At 52.5% G+C, this 17802-nt stretch carries 18 protein-coding genes; 7 read left to right on the forward strand and 11 right to left on the reverse strand.

Going from position 1 to position 17802, the window contains the following annotated elements:
- Positions 1-229: 229 nt before the first annotated feature.
- From glmM to AC6I7T_RS12600, 3 genes are read right to left on the reverse strand one after another with little or no spacing between them, the layout of a single operon-like run.
- Positions 230-1579, reverse strand: a complete 1350-nt coding sequence (gene glmM, locus AC6I7T_RS12590; RefSeq protein WP_497793801.1) for a phosphoglucosamine mutase — start codon at positions 1577-1579, stop codon at positions 230-232.
- A complete protein-coding gene (xseA, locus tag AC6I7T_RS12595; protein WP_497793802.1) occupies positions 1579-3051 on the reverse strand; it encodes an exodeoxyribonuclease VII large subunit in 1473 nt (490 codons plus the stop codon). Before xseA ends, glmM begins: the two co-directional genes overlap by 1 nt.
- Positions 3052-3084: 33 nt before the next feature.
- Positions 3085-3309: a DUF2905 domain-containing protein gene (locus AC6I7T_RS12600; protein ID WP_497793803.1), complete on the reverse strand. Its 225-nt coding sequence runs from the start codon at positions 3307-3309 to the stop codon at positions 3085-3087.
- 190 nt (positions 3310-3499) lie between these two features.
- On the opposite strand from AC6I7T_RS12600, the gene AC6I7T_RS12605 reads away from it, so the two are divergent.
- The 4 genes from AC6I7T_RS12605 (at position 3500) to AC6I7T_RS12620 (ending at position 7051) form a co-directional block, all read left to right on the forward strand.
- On the forward strand, positions 3500-4675 hold the full coding sequence (locus tag AC6I7T_RS12605; RefSeq protein ID WP_497793804.1) for a potassium channel family protein: 1176 nt from the start codon (positions 3500-3502) through the stop codon (positions 4673-4675).
- 210 nt (positions 4676-4885) lie between these two features.
- Positions 4886-5776, forward strand: coding sequence for a cysteine peptidase family C39 domain-containing protein (locus tag AC6I7T_RS12610; protein WP_497793805.1), 891 nt, complete (start codon positions 4886-4888; stop codon positions 5774-5776).
- 16 nt (positions 5777-5792) lie between these two features.
- On the forward strand, positions 5793-6308 hold the full coding sequence (locus AC6I7T_RS12615) for a hypothetical protein (protein WP_497793806.1): 516 nt from the start codon (positions 5793-5795) through the stop codon (positions 6306-6308).
- A 278-nt stretch (positions 6309-6586) separates the two neighbouring features.
- Positions 6587-7051 carry a hypothetical protein gene (locus tag AC6I7T_RS12620; RefSeq protein ID WP_497793807.1) on the forward strand — a complete coding sequence of 155 codons (465 nt, stop codon included), beginning with the start codon at positions 6587-6589 and terminating at the stop codon, positions 7049-7051.
- Positions 7052-7214: 163 nt separating this feature from the next.
- On the opposite strand, the gene AC6I7T_RS12625 is transcribed toward AC6I7T_RS12620, so the two are convergent.
- The 4 genes from AC6I7T_RS12625 to rplM all read right to left on the reverse strand — a co-directional run bounded on the left by AC6I7T_RS12625 (position 7215) and on the right by rplM (position 10188).
- On the reverse strand, positions 7215-7871 hold the full coding sequence (locus tag AC6I7T_RS12625; RefSeq protein ID WP_497793808.1) for a translation elongation factor Ts: 657 nt from the start codon (positions 7869-7871) through the stop codon (positions 7215-7217).
- Between the two features lie 290 nt (positions 7872-8161).
- A complete protein-coding gene (gene rpsB / locus AC6I7T_RS12630) occupies positions 8162-9046 on the reverse strand; it encodes a 30S ribosomal protein S2 (protein WP_497793810.1) in 885 nt (294 codons plus the stop codon).
- A 258-nt stretch (positions 9047-9304) separates the two neighbouring features.
- Positions 9305-9700: a 30S ribosomal protein S9 gene (rpsI, locus tag AC6I7T_RS12635; protein WP_497793811.1), complete on the reverse strand. Its 396-nt coding sequence runs from the start codon at positions 9698-9700 to the stop codon at positions 9305-9307.
- Between the two features lie 56 nt (positions 9701-9756).
- On the reverse strand, positions 9757-10188 hold the full coding sequence (gene rplM, locus AC6I7T_RS12640; RefSeq protein WP_497793812.1) for a 50S ribosomal protein L13: 432 nt from the start codon (positions 10186-10188) through the stop codon (positions 9757-9759).
- A gap of 660 nt (positions 10189-10848) precedes the next feature.
- Here rplM and AC6I7T_RS12645 point away from each other — a divergent pair.
- Positions 10849-11502: an ankyrin repeat domain-containing protein gene (locus AC6I7T_RS12645; RefSeq protein WP_497793813.1), complete on the forward strand. Its 654-nt coding sequence runs from the start codon at positions 10849-10851 to the stop codon at positions 11500-11502.
- Positions 11503-11566: 64 nt separating this feature from the next.
- On the opposite strand, the gene AC6I7T_RS12650 is transcribed toward AC6I7T_RS12645, so the two are convergent.
- Positions 11567-12058 (reverse strand): hypothetical protein, encoded by a 492-nt coding sequence (locus tag AC6I7T_RS12650; protein WP_497793814.1) that lies wholly within the window; start codon positions 12056-12058, stop codon positions 11567-11569.
- Between the two features lie 234 nt (positions 12059-12292).
- A complete protein-coding gene (locus AC6I7T_RS12655) occupies positions 12293-12469 on the reverse strand; it encodes a hypothetical protein (protein ID WP_497793815.1) in 177 nt (58 codons plus the stop codon).
- Positions 12470-12551: 82 nt separating this feature from the next.
- Between AC6I7T_RS12655 and AC6I7T_RS12660 the strand changes: the two genes are divergently transcribed.
- Together AC6I7T_RS12660 and AC6I7T_RS12665 are read left to right on the forward strand one after the other, a co-directional pair.
- Positions 12552-12824: a hypothetical protein gene (locus AC6I7T_RS12660; RefSeq protein ID WP_497793816.1), complete on the forward strand. Its 273-nt coding sequence runs from the start codon at positions 12552-12554 to the stop codon at positions 12822-12824.
- A 166-nt stretch (positions 12825-12990) separates the two neighbouring features.
- Positions 12991-13272 carry a hypothetical protein gene (locus AC6I7T_RS12665; RefSeq protein ID WP_497793817.1) on the forward strand — a complete coding sequence of 94 codons (282 nt, stop codon included), beginning with the start codon at positions 12991-12993 and terminating at the stop codon, positions 13270-13272.
- 107 nt (positions 13273-13379) lie between these two features.
- Here AC6I7T_RS12665 and pyrG read toward each other — a convergent pair whose 3' ends face one another.
- Positions 13380-15041, reverse strand: a complete 1662-nt coding sequence (gene pyrG, locus AC6I7T_RS12670) for a CTP synthase (RefSeq protein ID WP_497793818.1) — start codon at positions 15039-15041, stop codon at positions 13380-13382.
- Positions 15042-15248: 207 nt separating this feature from the next.
- Positions 15249-17789 carry a TonB-dependent receptor gene (locus tag AC6I7T_RS12675; protein ID WP_497793819.1) on the reverse strand — a complete coding sequence of 847 codons (2541 nt, stop codon included), beginning with the start codon at positions 17787-17789 and terminating at the stop codon, positions 15249-15251.
- Positions 17790-17802: the final 13 nt, after the last annotated feature.

The following is a 17802-nucleotide window of genomic DNA, read 5'->3' on the forward strand; positions in this document are numbered from 1 at the left end:
CTGAAAGTGCAGCAATCCTTTTCAGCACAATGTCGATTGAAGAAACGTGTAACAACTGCCGGTAGCAAGGTATCGCTCAAACGAAGCTCAGGCAGGAATCGATATCGAAGCCTCTGAGCATCCCATCTTAAGCTTGTATCGCTTGCAAAGATGGGACACTTCTTTCGGCTGCAGATATTCTGGCATTCACTGTTCGCCAGCAACTTCCTTACGCCGCCCTTGCCTATTTTTATGCGCCCAGCTCGACACGAATCGCCTCGGCAATTGCATCGGCGTGTTTCCGCATCGCTTCTTCCGACTCCGCTTCAATCATCACGCGAGCCAAGGCTTCGGTTCCGGAATAGCGGATCACGACGCGGCCATTTTCTTTGAGCTCATTTTCTGCCGTAGTGATCTTCTCTACTACCGAAGGAATTTGGTCCAGGGGCTTCTTCTCGCGGACACGCACATTCACGATGACTTGAGGAAATACCTTCAGATCGGCACACAACTCATCGATTGATTTTCCGGAGCGATGTACCAGGTCCAGAATCACCAACGCGGTTAACAGACCATCCCCGGTAGTCGCCAGATGGGGGAAAAGAATATGTCCGGATTGTTCTCCTCCTAGAGAAGCCTTGTGCTCCTGCATCTGTTCCAGAACATACTTATCTCCTACGGGAGCACGCAACATCTTGATGCCGCTACGCTTCAAGGCTGCCTCAAGCCCCATGTTCGACATCGTTGTGGCTACAACAATGTCTCCGTTCAGCATGTTCCTGGCTTTGAGATCTCTTCCAGCCATCAACAGAACAGCATCGCCGTTTACGACCTTGCCGTTCTTGTCGGCAAAGAGGGCACGATCGGCATCGCCATCGAAAGTGACTCCCATATCCGCACCGACTGCTGCCGTCTCTGCAGCTACGATCTTCGGATGCAGAGCACCGCAGTCCTTGTTGATGTTCTTGCCATCGGGAGAAATATTACGAAACTGTACGTCGCCACCGAGCGAAGCAAAAACCTTTGAAGCAATAACGGAAGCGGCACCGTTGGCACAATCGGCCACGATTTTCCGCCCATCAAGCTTGAGTCCTGGTACTGCAGCCAGCAGGAAATCGCGATAGGCAAGGATCAGAGAAGGATCGCCTTCCGGAGGTGACAGCTTTGCAGGATCGGGAGCAACAGCCGTATCTAGTTGGCGAAAGATCTCTTCTTCAATTCCCAATTCGGCAGCGTCGGGCAATTTGTAACCGTCGCTGGCAAAAATTTTGATGCCATTATCCTGCCAGGGATTATGAGAGGCTGAGATAACAATTCCTGCAGCAAATCCTTTAGAACGCGTCAGGAAGGCCACACCAGGCGTAGGAATAACACCCGCACTCACAACGGAAGCACCGCCTGCCTTTAGCCCCGCAGTGATTACTGCTGCGATCCAATTCCCCGATTCCCTCGTATCCATCCCCATGAGGACGCGTGGATTCGGGAACTCGCGAGAGAGTGTGTGGGCTAAAGCAAGACCTACAGCATAGATCGTAGAGGGATCGAGAGGGGGTTCGCCCGCAACTGCACGAATACCATCGGTTCCAAATAGTTTTCTCATTATCGAATATCTTCCTTCTGAATTCTTCCGGTCACTCGGCTGGTGACCGTTCCATCTGCAAGCCGGGTCGTAAGGCTATCACCCTCGCTAACATCATGAGCATGTTTCAATAAACGTCCATCCGGAGCAAAAACCAGCGCATAACCACGATTCAATACCGCTAAAGGCGAGAGCAAATGTAAGCGATCCTCAGCTGCTTTCTGCGAGGCCTGTTTTGTGGCTAGACAAGACTGTTGTACGCGAATCAGCTTTTCATATAGCTGCGTATTACGAAGACTCTGCGCAGAAAGGCAGCCGTCAACCGAGCGGTCTAGCCGGGCAGTAAGAGCAGAGAGCTGTACTCTCGCCAATTCCAAACGCTGAGAGACATCCTGACGATGTAATCGTGCCGTAAGCTCCTGCAGATGATCGCTGGCATGGCGGTGCGCCTTACGCCAACAAGTCTCCAGCCGATACCCCAGCTCATCAATCCGCTGTTGGCGACGGCCAAGGGAGCCATGCATTCGCGCCAGAGCAGCATCAATGGAAAAACGGGATAACGTATTTCGTGCCTGAACCAAACGAAAACGCTGAGCACGCTCCAAACGACTGGATAGTTGCAGCACTCGCTCTCCCACGTTGTGGAGAGCGGCTGTAATGAGCTCTGCTGCCGCCGAGGGCGTAGGCGCCCGCAAATCGGCTACAAAATCGGCAATCGTAAAATCGGTCTCGTGTCCGACGGCAGAAACGACGGGAAGCTCCGAAGCCGCAATCACCCTGGCTAGCTCCTCAGAATTAAAAGGCGCTAAATCCTCCAGCGATCCACCGCCGCGAGCAATAACGATTACATCGACATTTCTTGCCTGATTGAAATATCGAATTCCAGCTGAGATTTCAGCCGCTGCCGCATCGCCCTGCACCATAGCGGGATAAAGCAGCACATCGAGAGCATCATGACGGCGTCCTACGATATTCAAAAAGTCCCGGATCACGGCACCGGTCGGAGAAGTCACTATCCCCACGCAATGGGGATAGCCAGGTAGCGGACGCTTTCTCTCGGAGGCAAAAAGGCCTTCGGCCCGAAGCTTGTTCTTAAGCTGCTCGAAAGCTATCTGGAGGGAGCCCGCCCCGACGGGTTCCATAAATTCGGCCACCAGCTGCATCTGCCCACGTTGCTCGTAGACCGAAACCTTCCCACGTACAAGGACTTGCAGTCCGTCGGCAGGCCTAAAACGGAGCAAGAGTGCCTGCTTCCGAAAGAGGACCACCGGAAGCTGCGACTCGCCATCTTTCAGGGTGAAATAGAGATGCCCGGAGGGAGCCGGGCGGAAGTTCGAGATCTCCCCTTCTACCCAGAGATCGGCATATTCCTTTTCGACACGGGCACGGACGTCGCCGACTAGATCCCGTACCTTCCATATGCGACGAGAAGGCTCCTTTGGCTCCTCAAAGAGGAATCCTAGCTGGCCGTCCTGGAACTGAGAAGCACCCACAATCGTTGAGTCTACACGGAGTGACAGAAGGCGTTAACGCCGAAATCTACCCAAAATCGCGAAAACCAGCGTAAGAAGCAGGCTGATTACTATTGAGCTGGCCAGAGGAAAGTAGAAGGAAAAGTTCTTTCCCTTATAGGCAATATCCCCTGGAAGGCGTCCCAGAGGAAGGCCTACACGTCCGAAAAGCAGAATTGCTCCTCCGACCAGAACCAGAAGAACTCCCAGCCCTATCAAAATGCGGCCAAGCTCCGACATGCCTATAGTCTACGAAAGCCGGACGGATCTGCGAAAGATTCCAGCATCGGCGAAATTACGCCAGAAGCATCTCCACATCTGGACCATCTCTACCGTTTCTGTTAGTGATCGTGAGAGACAGGGTTTGTCCGGCGGAGGCCCCGGTCTTGCGCTCCCCCGGGACGGAACTTGCAACCAGGAGACAAGCTAGATGCGTACGGCATGTTTAATAGCAGGAATCCTTTGTGTCCTCGTCGTACTACTGGACGCCTTTGAAACCATCATCCTGCCACGCCGTGCCACCGGGCGTTTCCGTTTAACCCGCATCTTCTACAAGGTCACCTGGGGCCCGTGGAGAGCCCTTACGGAGCTTCTGTGCAACTCCCGACGCCGGGAGACTGCTTTTAGCTTCTACGGCCCGCTGTCACTGATCCTGCTTCTGATTGTCTGGGCCATGGGAATGCTCTTCGGTTTTGCACTGATCTTTTTCTCGCTTGGTTCGCCAATGCATGACGGATTGGGCAATGCAAGCTTTCGCAGCGATCTCTACGTAAGCGGCACTACTCTCTTTACCCTGGGTCTTGGGGACGTTGTGCCACGCAGTGCAACAACACGCGAGATGCTGGTACTGGAAGCGGGTCTAGGACTCGGCTTTCTTGCTGTTGTCATGGGATACTTCCCGGTTCTGTACGCTGCCTTCTCCCGCCGTGAAGTCACCATAGCTCTTCTGGATGCAAGAGCCGGATCTCCACCCTGCGCGACAGAACTGCTAATACGCCACAGTTACGAGGGTGGTGGCACTGCTTTGATAACCCTCCTGGAAGAGTGGGAACGCTGGTCCGCAGAGCTACTGGAGAGCCATATATCTTATCCGTTGCTCTGTTATTTCCGATCGCAACACACGAACCAAAGCTGGCTTAGTGCCCTCACCGCTGTTCTGGATACCTGCTCTCTTTTAATCGCGAGTGTAAAAGGAGAGCCGCCAAGACAAGCACAGCTCACCTTCGTTATGGCTCGTCACGCGCTTATCGATCTGGCTCACGTCTTTAACCTTGAACAGGCTACCAATAAGCCAGATCGTTTACCTCCGCAGGATTTCGACATAATGCAGAACCAACTCTGCGCCTCAAAACTTGCGGTATGCAAAGACCTGTCTTCGATGGAAAGATTACAGCAGATGAGGGCTCTCTATGAGAACTATGCCGAGTCCTTAAGCGACTATCTCGGTATGCCTTTGCCTCCCTGGGTCAATAAAGAACGACGGAAAGACAATTGGACCATGATCAGCAAGCTTCGCGCACAAACTGAGGCCGATACCTCCGTGCCATCAGGCACAGGGAAAAGGCTCGGCATCAATGTATGGACAGAAGATAATCATGACTTCTAGAACATCAAGAGTATTTCCTGCATAGGTGAATCAATTAACCACTAAAAGTCGCTAGTCCGACATGAGATTACAGACGGACTTTGCGGCAAAAAGATTACGGGGAAACCCAATAATATGTAACTAAAAATATTATATTTAGCACTCAAGATCGCTTATAACTTTGCCGATCTACTAAGTAGACTAATTAGTAGCCTGCGCTAACGACAAAGTATGGTTTCTTCGATAAGCGGTTCTTCATACAGCTCCGATTCCTACCTTGCCAGCCTCTGCTCGAAGAGCAAGGATGCAGAGCCTCAGGCGCCCTCTTCACAATCGTCTCAGGTTGAGAACTCCACAACGAGCGCGAATTCCGAGACAACTGCCAGTAGTGCGGCTTCAGCAGTCGACAGCGATACTGTAACGATCTCCGATTCCGCACAGCAGATGCTACAGGAGGCGCAAGCGGAGTCTTCACCCGCAAAGATCGTGCCTGCAGATGGAGCATCCCCGCACTTCGCTCAAGCAGTTGAGCTCTCAGACGGCAGCCAGGTCCTTCAACTCGGGGATGTCGACGCCAGTGAAGAATACTTTCACAAACAGGGGCAGAACGATTTAGGATTCCTTGGCACCTGCGGTCTAGTCTCCTGTGGAGACATCGCCAATCAATTCGGAGAGCAAGTCAGTGAAAACGATGTGGTGCATTACGCAGTCGATAAGGGGCTCTGCACCGTTGTATCGGATAATCCTGCCGCATCCGGAGGCACAAGCATGTCAGAACAGGCCGCGATTCTCGACGGCTTGGGCATGCCATCGCATGTTGAGTTGGGAGATTCACTGGAAGGCTTAGGCCGTCAGTTGGAAGAGGGTCACGGAGTAATCATGGAGGTAAACGCAGGTGAGCTATGGGGTAGATCCGCGTACTATGATAATGGCGGAGTTAATCATGCCGTTACGCTCACCGGAGTTGCGGTCGATCAGAACTCCGGGAAAGCAGTTGGTATCTGGATCAATGACAGTGGCTCGGGCAATTACCAGCGCTACATATCGGCAGATGATCCTGTGATCGATAACTGGAAAGAGAATGGTGAGCCCACTGTTGTAACCGATGTAGAGCATAGCTAATAACCAAAGGAGAGTTGTGAATAAGACTTACATCTCGTATTCCGCGTTTTCCAAACGCGAGCGGACTCATCCGTTACGGCAGTACGAGATTCCGGTAACACACGCAGTTTCTCTTACGATTCCAACCTTGAGAGTGGGACTCGCTGGCTATGCGGGATTTGCCTCACCAGCCCTACGCAGTCCTGAAAAACCTCTCGTGCTGAGCCCGCCTGACCGTTGGTGGATCTTCTCAGCCCTAGACGGTAAACTTATTAGTTATGCTTTATGTGCGGCTTTTCCCTTGAGCGCAGATATTTCCTTTCGTTCGATTGAAATCGTAGATTCGGCGGTTGCACTTGACACAATCCGGAACCGCAAAAAAAAGATAGAAGGACTTCTCGATCAAATGTCCCGTTTATTTTTTGAGGGACAACGGATCGAACAAAGCCTGCGTATACAGCTGCTACAGTTATTGAACGAGCATATCCCCGCAGATCTCATCCCTCAATATCGGGCTCTGGCACGGGACTTCTTCACTTGGCTCGATTGCTAAAACATCTTTACCAGAAACTCTCGGCCTTAAGGGAAAGTTGCCGAGGTTGCTCTTCATCTAATTAGTATCTTTAATTGATACTAATACTATTTTCTCTAATTACGCCTGCTAAATAAAAGCCTCACTTGCCTACCCCTATTGTGCAAAATACTCGTCTTTAGATTACGAGGACGTGATTACGGAATGAGGAATGGCCACGAATAGGTTAATTTTCTCTCTACATCAACCACTAAAGGACCTGATGATTGAGTATCCGTGACTCACTGGAGTAATCAAAGATGAGGAGTGCAAGAAGTTATTTGTCTGGCGGGCTCAGGGTACTGCTGGTAGCTGCAATCGCATTGACCGGTGTTGCCGCTGAATCTCCGCTCTGCGCGCAACAACCCACTCCACCACGGAGGCCAAAACGATTTGCTTACGTGATGTCCTTAGCTGGCGGCGTAGCGATTGGAGTTGCCGCGGGGGCTCTCATCGGAGGCCGCGATAGCATCGGCAAAGGGGCATTCCTCGGTAGCGGCGTAACCTCGGCATTGTATCTGCATACGCGTTATCAGAATCCTCCCGACTCAACGGAATACCTTACTACCTATACGTTACTGGGTACAGGAGCCGGGTGGACTCTTCTGAATTCTGAAAAAGGCGCAACTATAGGAGGATTGACAGGCTTTGGCGCTTCGGCTTTATGGCTTTCGCGGCAATATCCAAACAATGGATCTCCCGGAGGCCACCCTTACGAAAAGTAGCAATTTTTGTTACAGCATGTCTCTCAGAACCATGGGCCGAAACCCTATGCAATTGCCGGAAAGTGATGCACAACCTGGACAATTTGAGTTTGTAGAAAAGCAAAAGGAAAAGGCTCAGACCGAATCGGTCTGAGCCTTTTCCTTTAAAAGCTAAAAACCGCTCTTACTCAGCTGCGGCTTCAGCCTGCTTGGTCTGGGAGACGGTCCAATTGGGATCGCCAACCTTGAAGCGGGCAAAGCGGCGAATCGTGATGTTCTCGCCGAGCTTTCCAACCTTCTGAGCAATCAACTCCTTGATAGAGATCGATTGTTCCTTAATGAAGGGCTGCTCCAACAAGCAGACTTCTTCATAGAACTTGGCCATCTTGCCTTCGACGATCTTCTCGATCACCGGGGCAGGCTTGCCGGTTGCAGCTGCCTGGGCGCGATAGATTTCCTTCTCGCGATCCATATCCTCAGGCGTTACATCCTCAGAACGGATATAACGGGGATCGGTAGCAGCGATATGCATCGCAACATCCTTCAGAAGCTCCTGGAAGTCTTCGGTACGAGCAACAAAATCGCTCTCACAATTTACTTCCAAAAGAACGCCAATCTTGCCGCCAGCGTGAATGTAGGTGCCCACCGCTCCTTCATTCGTCGAGCGGGCTGCCTTCTTCTGCGCGGAGGCCATTCCCCGCTTGCGGAGGATAACAAAGGCCTCTTCCATATCTCCCTTGGACTCCTGCAACGCCTTCAGGCAGTCTCCCATGGGAGCTCCGGACTTCTCACGCAACTCTTTTACCAATTTCGCTTCAATCTTTTCGCTCACCGTCGACATTCCTTTTCTAATGCATTCTTCGTAATGCTGTGTTCCAACCAGAGATTGCAAGGAGTAGCTTTTCTAACTATCGAGAAAACCACACAGTCATCCCTACCCGGTCTACACCCTCACGAAAAATGTTTAATTTCTTTTTCAACTCAAACAGACAATGCCCACATCCAGTTTACGGGTATGGACCTTATAACCCCAGACACAAAGAAAGCGTGGCCCGGATTACCGGCAGCCACGCTTCCATTACCTAGTCGCGGTCGCCGGCGTGGATTGCCCGCTCGCGCCCGCTCACAATTCTAGGAACCGCTTTCAGCCGCCTCCAGCTCGTCGAGAGCCGTGCTCACTGCCGGAGCCTTGCGGATGCCACCACCCAGGGCTGCTTCCAGATCGACCTCTTCGGCTTCTGCATCGGTGCCAGCTTCAGTCTCGGTAGAGGCAGCAGCAACTACACCCTCAACTGCTTCACCGGCTGCAGCATCGATAAACTGCTTGTCGTTTACCATCTGCACGCCTTCGATAACCGAATCGGAAATCTTGGAAGTGAACAAGCGGATGGCGCGCAACGCGTCATCATTGCCCGGAATTACGTAGTCCACCACGGTGGGGTCGCAATTCGTATCGACGACAGCGACAACCGGAATTCCCAGCTTGCGGGCTTCCTTCACAGCAATCGCTTCATTGTTGGAGTCGACAACGAAGATCGCATCAGGCAGGCGCTTCATGTTCTTGATACCGGCAAGGTTAGCCTGCAGGTGCTTGCGCTCACGCTCGAGGTGGATAACCTCTTTTTTGGTAAGCAGCTCGTAACGACCGTCGACCGCCATCTCATCCAATTCTTGGAGGCGCTTTACAGACTTCTGCACCGTAACCCAGTTGGTCAGAAGACCACCAAGCCAACGCTGGTTGATGTAGAACATTCCGCAGCGGTTCGCTTCTTCTGCGACAGCATCCTGAGCCTGACGCTTGGTGCCGACAAACAGAACAACCTTACCCTGCGCCGTCAGATCGGTAATGAACTTGGACGCTTCCTTGAACATCTTCAAGGTTTTCTGTAAGTCGATGATGTAAATGCCATTGCGCTCACCGAAGATATACTCTTTCATCCTCGGATTCCAGCGCTTCGTCTGATGCCCGAAGTGAACACCCGCTTCGAGCAACTCCTTCATGGTGATAGTGGCCAAACAGCCTCCTTCTTGGATTGCATCCTGGCATGGATCAGTGGATCTTGCCAGAATTTATCCCGCATCTTGCGGGGAATTTTCTTTCAAACTCATTTACGAGGCCCGCAAATCTATTGCAGGCCTCGCCAATCTTCCTATGACTCAGATGCCACAAATCCAGCCAGCGACTATGCGCATTCTCTCAACGCTATCCAGCAAGCCGGAGTTGAAGCGGCTCTTCCAGGAAGAACCGCACCTCGCAATTCCCTTCCGAGCAAACTAGCGCTTGGAGAACTGGAACCGCTTGCGGGCACCCTTCTGGCCGTACTTCTTGCGCTCCTTGATGCGGGCGTCACGGGAGAGCAGACCTTCAGCCTTCAATGTCTTACGCAACTCGGCATTGAACTCAAGCAATGCACGGGCAGCGCCCATCTTGACAGCATCGGCCTGAGCGGAAACGCCACCACCACTGGTGGTTGCGACGACATCGAAATTCGACGCGAGCTCAGTTAAAACCAGAGGCCGCTTTGCCGAAACACGCTGCTGTTCGGTGACGAAGTAAACCTCGAAAGGCTTGTTGTTCACCGTAAAGTTGCCGCTGCCGGGGCGCAGAAATACGCGAGCGATGCTCGATTTACGCCTTCCCGTTCCGTAGTACTGAACCAAATCTGCCATTCTGTCCTGATCTCTCCAGGGCATCCGTTCTCATACGGACGCCCGAATCTTATGCGTTATGCAATCTCAAGTGTCTTGGGCTGTTGGGCAGCGTGAGGATGCTGCTCCCCACGATAGACCTTCAACTTGGTCGCCATCTGACGGCCCAATTTGCTCTTGGGCAACATGCCCTTGATCGCTTCTTCGACAATCTTTTCCGGCTTGCGTGCAAGCAGGCGGGTAAAGGATTCTTCCCGCAATCCGCCAAGGAAGCCGGTATAGCGGCGATAGACTTTCTGTTGGCTCTTCAGCCCCGTCAAGCGCACCTTTTCGGCATTAATGACGATGACATGATCGCCCATATCCATGAAAGGCACATACTTGGGGTTTCTCTTGCCACTCAATACGCTGGCAGCTTCCGTAGCCAAACGGCCTAGTGTCTTGCCTGCGGCATCCACCACGTACCAGTTGCGGGCAATCTCGTGCGCGCTCGGAATATACGTTGACATCTCTTCCTGTTCTCCCAGCAAATCTTTCGCGATTTCGCGTTCTTTCAATCCACGCAATACCGTCGCGGTTAAAAACCCGCGGCCAGTCTCTTCTGTTCGCGTGAAAAGCGCAGTTTTAAAGCAATTCAGCTTTTCCAGGTTCGCTTGCCAACACGGGCTGCGGATGATGCACGCAGGCGGGCAGACGTGGAACTGCACAAGGTCTTAAGAATAACGAACCTTGACAAAGGAGTCAACGCCGAAGACTTTACTGCTCTCATGATGTTATCAAAGCCTTCCGCTCCGTGCCATCTGGTTTTCGCAGACTCTCGAAGGAATTCCAATCCACAACCGTGTGGACCATCCACCACCTCAAGCAGAGGATTGGCGTCAGCTTCTTTCGTCCGGGCTCCGGGTCTGGAGCCTCAGAGCTAACATCCTGTCCCAACATGTGGACATCCCATTGATTCTCATCACGAAAGAAAAGACTTAGTGACCCATACCGGTACAATTTGATACTTTTTGTACGTCTGCCGATTGCGAGAGAAGCGACTCAGGTTTCTAGAACTCGCCTCGTTTTGCAGCTGAGATGAGGGCCGTTAGACAAACACGTAGGATGTTTCGGAGATTGGGAGTCTTGCCCGGTCGCCATGCCGAATAACAGGAAAATTTGGGGCTTCCGTGAGCCAACATCTGCTTAAGCTGATTCAACAGGGTGCTACTGCTGAAATTGCTTCAACCCTGGAAGCTGATCCGGCACTGGCTGAATGGCGAGATGCCCAAGGCGTATCTGCGCTACTGTGGTCGATTTATCTTAACCAGACCCTCATTCGTGACTTCCTGCTTTCGCAGGTCCCTGACATCGATGTCTTTGAGGCTGCGGCTGTCGGTGACATTGCGCGCTTGAAGGGCCACCTCATGCTGGCCCCGGCAGCGGTGAGCTCGTACTCTGCCGATGGCTGGTCTCCGCTCCATCTGGCAGCAGCGTTCGCCTCCGCAGAGGCTGTTCGAACTCTGGTTGAGCATGGCTCCGATGTAAATCAACTCTCAAAGAATCCCCAGAGAAATACCCCCCTGCATGCCTGTTTGGCATTGAGCAAAAACGCTACGATTGCAGAATTGCTTCTATCGAAGGGCGCAGATCCTGAGGCCAGGCAGAGCGGCGGATTTACTCCGCTGATTCAGGCAGCGGTGGCCGACCGGCGCGATCTTGTCGATCTACTTCTCTCTTATGGAGCAACGGTCAAGACTACTTGCGACTGGGGCAAGACTCCCGCTAACTATGCTCGCGAGCGCGGACATAACGAACTGGCGGATTATCTGGAATCTCTGTAAGGAAGGAAGCTGTAAGCTCCCAGCCTTTCGTAAAGGCCAGGAGCTATGGAATCACTGGTTTTTCTTAGGCGGCCTGCTTGTCATACACCAACTTCTCGTGTGTGACATTTCCTTGCGGGTCAGTCACGGTGTATGTCCAGGTGCCAACTTTTCCATTCGGAGATAGGGCGAATGTCCCTTTGATCACGGTTCCATCCGAATCCTTTTCGGTTTCGGTCACAACGCCATCTTGTTCGGTATAGGCATAGGTGGAAGATGTACCGGTGGCAGGATAGTCCTTCCCGTCAGCAGCACCTTGATAGCTGTAGCTGAACGCCATACCGGTTGGTGCTGTCATTTGTACGGAAAACTTGATCAGCTCCGGAGTATCGCTCTCAACCGTTACTATCATCGATTGCGGCTTGGGATTCTCGCCAAAATCGCTCTTTGCCAAATTTAACTTCCACTTCCCAAACATTGGCCCCTGCTTGGTGGCTTGTGTACGCGCCACTCCCGGAAATATCACGGCAAGCAGAAGGATCGGAATTAGCACAGCTGCAAATTTCGCCTGCCTCATGGCCCCTCTCTAAATTGAACTCGTCTCACCCTAGAACTCCGGTGAACGATGTTCTTCTGGAAATTGAAATACAGGCCGAACCTAGTCCTGTCGAAATTGGGAGTCAACGGAAAAGCGTTATAACGAGCAACAGGCGTGACTGTCGTCACAGGGAGGAAAGTATGCAGGGAAAGGATCGAGAGGAGGAGAGAAACGTGTAAGACATAGGTCACGAAAGACATTTAGCTGAGATGGTCACGGTTCCTCCTCCTTCAGTAGTTTTTCGAGTGTCAGCTTGTGTTTTCTCACCTTTCTCTCTTCTCGCGTAGAGGACTCAATTACCTTCTCGGGTTTAGGCTGTCCAACACGCTCACGCGCATTTGCCTTCACTGCTTTTGCTACATCGAATACGGCTAATTTCTTCTTTGCCATGTCGGCCTTTTACTCCTCTTTATCAAATATGGAATACTTTTTTCGGATCTAAGCGCAACTAGCGCTCGAAAGAGACCCCTCAATGGAAGAGCGCGATTTCTTTAATGAGACTACAGAACAACGCACGCACACCCTCGCCTGCCCGCATTGCGGACAATCGGCAGAATACAAGGTGACATGGATTGTGCGTCGCAAGAAAGCCGCGCTGCCTCGCAACGCAGACGAACGGGACAGAGCTCGTTTCGCCAAGGCGCAGCCCTATATGGTGCGTCGTGACGATGTTGTCGGCTGTCAGAACGTTCGTTGCCGTAAACGCTTCGAGATTACAGCACTGCAATCAGTGGCATTTCTTTAGAGAGATGCCACTCCCCCTATTCGGTTGCAGAAGAGGAATTTTCGGTGATTAAACATGTGACTAGGATCACAATTACATGTTTTAATCGAGGAAGATCCTGTTTGGGCGTTCTCCGCTCTCTGAGCCTCTCTTGGCCCGAACAAGATCCTTGCAAGGAGATTCAGGCATGGCGAACACTCTACTTCCCCCCGAGGAACGCAATCTGACCCCGGCTGAGGTTTCTGCTCTGGATAAACGTCGTGAATGGGGATTCACTCTCCAGATTATTGCCGGTCAATTCACGGTAATCGCGACCGTGCTCACCCTGTGGATCGGACAGGACCTTACCTACGCCCCCTCCTGGATGCATCCGATGGCGTACTACTTCACTGTTGCGCTCGGTATTGCATTTGTCTGCGGAGGAACGGGCATCTGGCTCCGTCGCGGCGGCCCAAGCATACAGCCGTAGAAACCGCGCAGTCCGCCAAGAGATAACAGCGAGGCTCCGCCTCCAAGCAAAACAGAAAAAGCCGCTTACTCGTCAGGAATAAGCGGCTTTTCTATTTTCGCAATGCTTTACCGTCCGGCAGGGACCTCGGACATCGCAGGTTGCGAGGTTGCTGCCAGCTTGCGATTTTTGTAGCTCGCCGCAATAAAGTCACGGAAGAGGGGATGTGGTTCGAGTGGCTTGGACTTAAACTCCGGATGGAACTGGCATCCGAGGAAGAAGGGATGATCGGGCAGTTCCACAATCTCCACATAGGTCGCATCTGGAGTAGTACCTGTAATACGCAATCCCGCCCCGGTCAAAGCAGCTTCGTACTCGCGATTGAATTCGTAGCGATGACGGTGGCGCTCGCTGATCTCGGTCGCACCGTAGGCCTTCGAGGCCAGCGATCCTGGCTGCAGGACACAAGTCCACGCACCCAACCGCATCGTGCCGCCCATCTCCTCAACACCGATCAATTCACGCAGTTTGTAGATGATGCGGTGTGGAGTCGAAGGATCGAACTCACTGGAGTTTGCTCCTGCCAAGCCACAAACATTCCGGGCAAACTCGATGCAGGCCGTCTGCATTCCCAGGCAGATACCGAAATAGGGGACCTTCTTCTCGCGGGCATAGCGAATAGCATTCAGCATGCCTTCGATTCCGCGCTTCCCGAAGCCCCCGGGAACGAGGATTCCGTCAAAGCCAGCCAATTGCGCTTCATAGCGCCGATCGTCGGGTTGCTTTGACTCAAGGCCTTCGGCTTCGATCCAATGGACCCGCAACTTCAAGTTGTGCTCCAGAGCGCCATGCACCAGAGCTTCTTTCAACGATTTGTAGCTGTCCTCGTACTCAACGTATTTACCAACAATGGCAATCGAAACCTCGTCCTTGGGGTGGTAGCAGCGGTCTAGTAGCGCTTTCCACCGCGTAAGATCGGGCTCCTTCGCATCCAGGCGCAAATACTTGATTGCAAGGGAATCCACGCCTTCGTGATAGAAGGCGACCGGCACCTCATAAATCGAGGGCACATCGAGAGCCGTAATGACGGCCTTCTCTTCCAGATTGCAGAAGAGGGCAATCTTGCTCTTCATCTCCGGAGCAAGAGCACGATCTGTACGGCAAAGCAGAATGTCAGGCTGGATTCCAATCGAAAGCATCTCCTTTACGGAGTGCTGCGTTGGCTTCGTCTTGAGCTCCTGCGCTGCAGCAATCCACGGCACAAGAGTGACGTGGACAAAAACGGTATTCTCCCGGCCTAGCTCCTGACGCATCTGCCGGATGGCTTCAAGGAAGGGTAGCGATTCGATATCGCCAACGGTTCCACCGATTTCAACCAAGGCCACATCGCAGTCGGTTCCGACTTTGCGCATGGCGTTTTTGATCTCATTGGTCACGTGAGGAATAACCTGAACGGTCTTGCCCAGGTAATCTCCGCGACGCTCTTTCGTGATGATCTGCTCGTATATTCGGCCGGTGGTGAGATTGTTGTCTCTCGTCAAACGCGCGTGAGTAAAACGCTCATAGTGACCCAAATCCAGGTCAGTTTCTGCGCCATCATCGGTGACAAAAACTTCTCCGTGTTGGAAAGGAGACATTGTTCCCGGATCGACGTTCAGATACGGGTCGAACTTCATCAGGTTGACTCGGAAACCCCGGGCTTCCAGCAGACAACCGATCGAGGCCGCCGCTAGACCTTTTCCTAAACTGGATACAACACCGCCCGTCACAAAGATGTACTTTGCAGACATTCCTGCGTCACCTTCTTTAACTTGTATGGATTGGCGTACCTGGTGGGCACGATCAAGTATCGCAGGAAGCGGGGGCTAATGGAAGAGTGGAAAAGGTAACGAGGATGCCGGAATATGGCACTGTGGTACCGTATCCCCGCAAAAATCTGGGTCCCGGGAGAGGGAAAAATTCCGAAAAATTTTTCTCTCCCCCGCTTCTCCCACCTCTCAGAAATTGAAAGTGAGCTGTACCGTGTAGGTCCTCGGCGCGACGAAATGCGTCCCGCTGAAAGTGGACAGGAAGTTGTAAAGCGAATACTGATTCGTCAGGTTTACGGCCGTAATGCTCAAATCTGTCTTGAATTTGTCCTTATGGAAGAGATTGTCGTATCCCGCCGACATGTCGAATACATGCCGGGGAGCAATTCTCGGGGGATTCCGGTCGCTGTTTTGTGTGCCAGGCCTGGGAATCTGAAGCAAGGGCGACGAAAGCTGAGAAGGGCTGCAAGTCTGGAGAGGAGAAGCCATAGTGGCCCGCACTCCCCCGCAGGTCAGCTGAATCTGTGCCTGCTGATCGGGAGTCAGGTAGGTCAGATCCACGGGAGAGGCCGTATCGCGAGCAAAGGGAGCATTTCCGGCTACCATTCCACTCTCGTAGGTCCAATTAAAGCCATACCAGGGACCATCCTTCTTGGGCTGCCACTGAAGGTGCGTGGTCTGTTGGAAGTTCTGATCATGATCGATCCGGAAGGGAGCGGTAGCTTTCCCCTGTGACGGATTGTTGAAGATGATGCCTCCAACCTCGGGACCAAAGAAGCGGGAACGCGTGTGACCGAGAACAGAGTATGCAGTCAGGCCATGGTAAGGAGCCATATTGACCCGAATTGCATAGCCGTCGATTTTCGACTTGCGCCATTCAATCGGAAAGGCCAGAGGCGTGTTCAGGATGACGTCGAAATCGTAATCGCGATCCGTGAACTTCCAAAAGTAGTCTGCGGTAACGACCACATAGCGCCCCACGGCCTGCTCAAAGCCGCTACTGAACATGTTCCGGCTGGCTGGACGCAGAGGCGATTGACCGAAGGCACCGAGATTGTTGGCCAGTCCTCCGCTCCCGGTCTGGCTGGAGACCACCAAATTTTCGTTATATGGGGTCAGGAAGAACTTCCCATAGCTGCCACGCAGGAGTGTACCGGTCGCAGGAATGTTGTAGGAAATTCCGGCACGGGGCTGAACCATCGACCGGCTCACAATACCGTTGTAATTGTCGGCTCTTACACCAAGGGAAGCAGTCCAGTTCTTCCACTGAATCTCGTCTTGAATATAGAGTGCTTCCTGCTTGATATCGGAGTGTCCGCCGAACTGTCCCAGATGACCTCCGCGCGTCAGGTCGTACTGAGCTTCTCCGGGCTGATAGTTCGAACTTCCAGGAATATTGAAATTCGGATCGGTAATCCCAAAAGAAAATGACTCGTCCAGAGGGGTATGGACCAACGAGGCTCCGGCTTTGAAGTTATTGATCCCGCGATCATGGGTCACGTCCAACTTGAGTCCGAAATTTGTCAGACGCCGGGACGACCTTAGGGTGACAGGAGTGTCATTGAAGACATTGCTGCTGGGATAGTAATGAACCTGATCCTGACGGAACCAGGCATTTGCATTCAGCAAGGAATACTGGCTGAAGAGGTGAGTGTACGTAGGAGCAATGTTGTAGCTTTTGATCTCCTGACGCTGATCCTGCCCTTTTCCCTGCTGGTCATACTGGTTTGGAATCTGAGCCCATGAACGGGAAGCTCCCAGATTTAAATGCAAACTGTCCTTTTGAGAAGCCTGCCAATCGAAACGTTGAAAGAAACTCCCCACATTGCCGTGATCGTGAAGTGGGCGGAACTCCGGAGTATCCAAAAATCTCCCGCTTACGGTTCCGTCGAACGAAGTAAAGGAGCCCCATTTCGGATTGCCAAATCCGATATTCGAATCCAGAGCCGAAGTTCCGAACGATCCGTACCCGTAGCTGATCGCACCATGCGGTCTTCCCTGCCCCAAACCGGACTTGGTGGTCGTTTCCACCACGAGACTTGCTTTATCTCCGTACTCGGCGGGAGCCACGCCGGAAATGATGTGCATTGACTGGATTGCTCCCAAGGACAGCTGGTTGGAAAAGAGCCGGCTTTGCTGGTCGGTTACCGGCTGTCCATCAACGGCAAAACTGGTATCGGCGTGCTCGCCCTGAGGATGGAACATTCCATTGGAATCCTGGGCTACACCTGGAGTAGCCAGAGTAATCAGGGAGCTCAATCCGGAGTTTGTGCTTTCAGAAGGAATCTTTTCAATGCTGGTGCTATCGATGTCCGTAGCCGCAAGAGAGGTCTTCTGAATGATGTCCTGCTGATCGGCTTCCACCGTCACAGTAGTTGCAGAAGTGGCTACCGCCAGCTTCCAATTCAGCGTTAAAGGCACAGCGCTACGGATAGAAGCATCCTGCGCACCTGGCGCGAATCCGGTAGCCTTTGCCGTCACGTGGTAAGAGGCATAAGGGATATTGCTGAAATCAAACTGGCCGTTGGCATCGGTTTGTATGCTCTTCGTATAACCCGAAATCGGATTTTCGATGGTCACGGTAGCTCCGGGAATGATAGCCCCGCTCATATCCGCAACGGTACCCGTGATTGTGCCGGAATGAGCAGACTGGGCCACACCCGAACTTACGATCAGGGAGACAAACACCACCGAAAGAACAGTAGAAAAAATGCCACGCCAAAACGGCATCAGAATAAATTCC

It is taken from the genome of Humiphilus diazotrophicus (genome assembly GCF_059726315.1).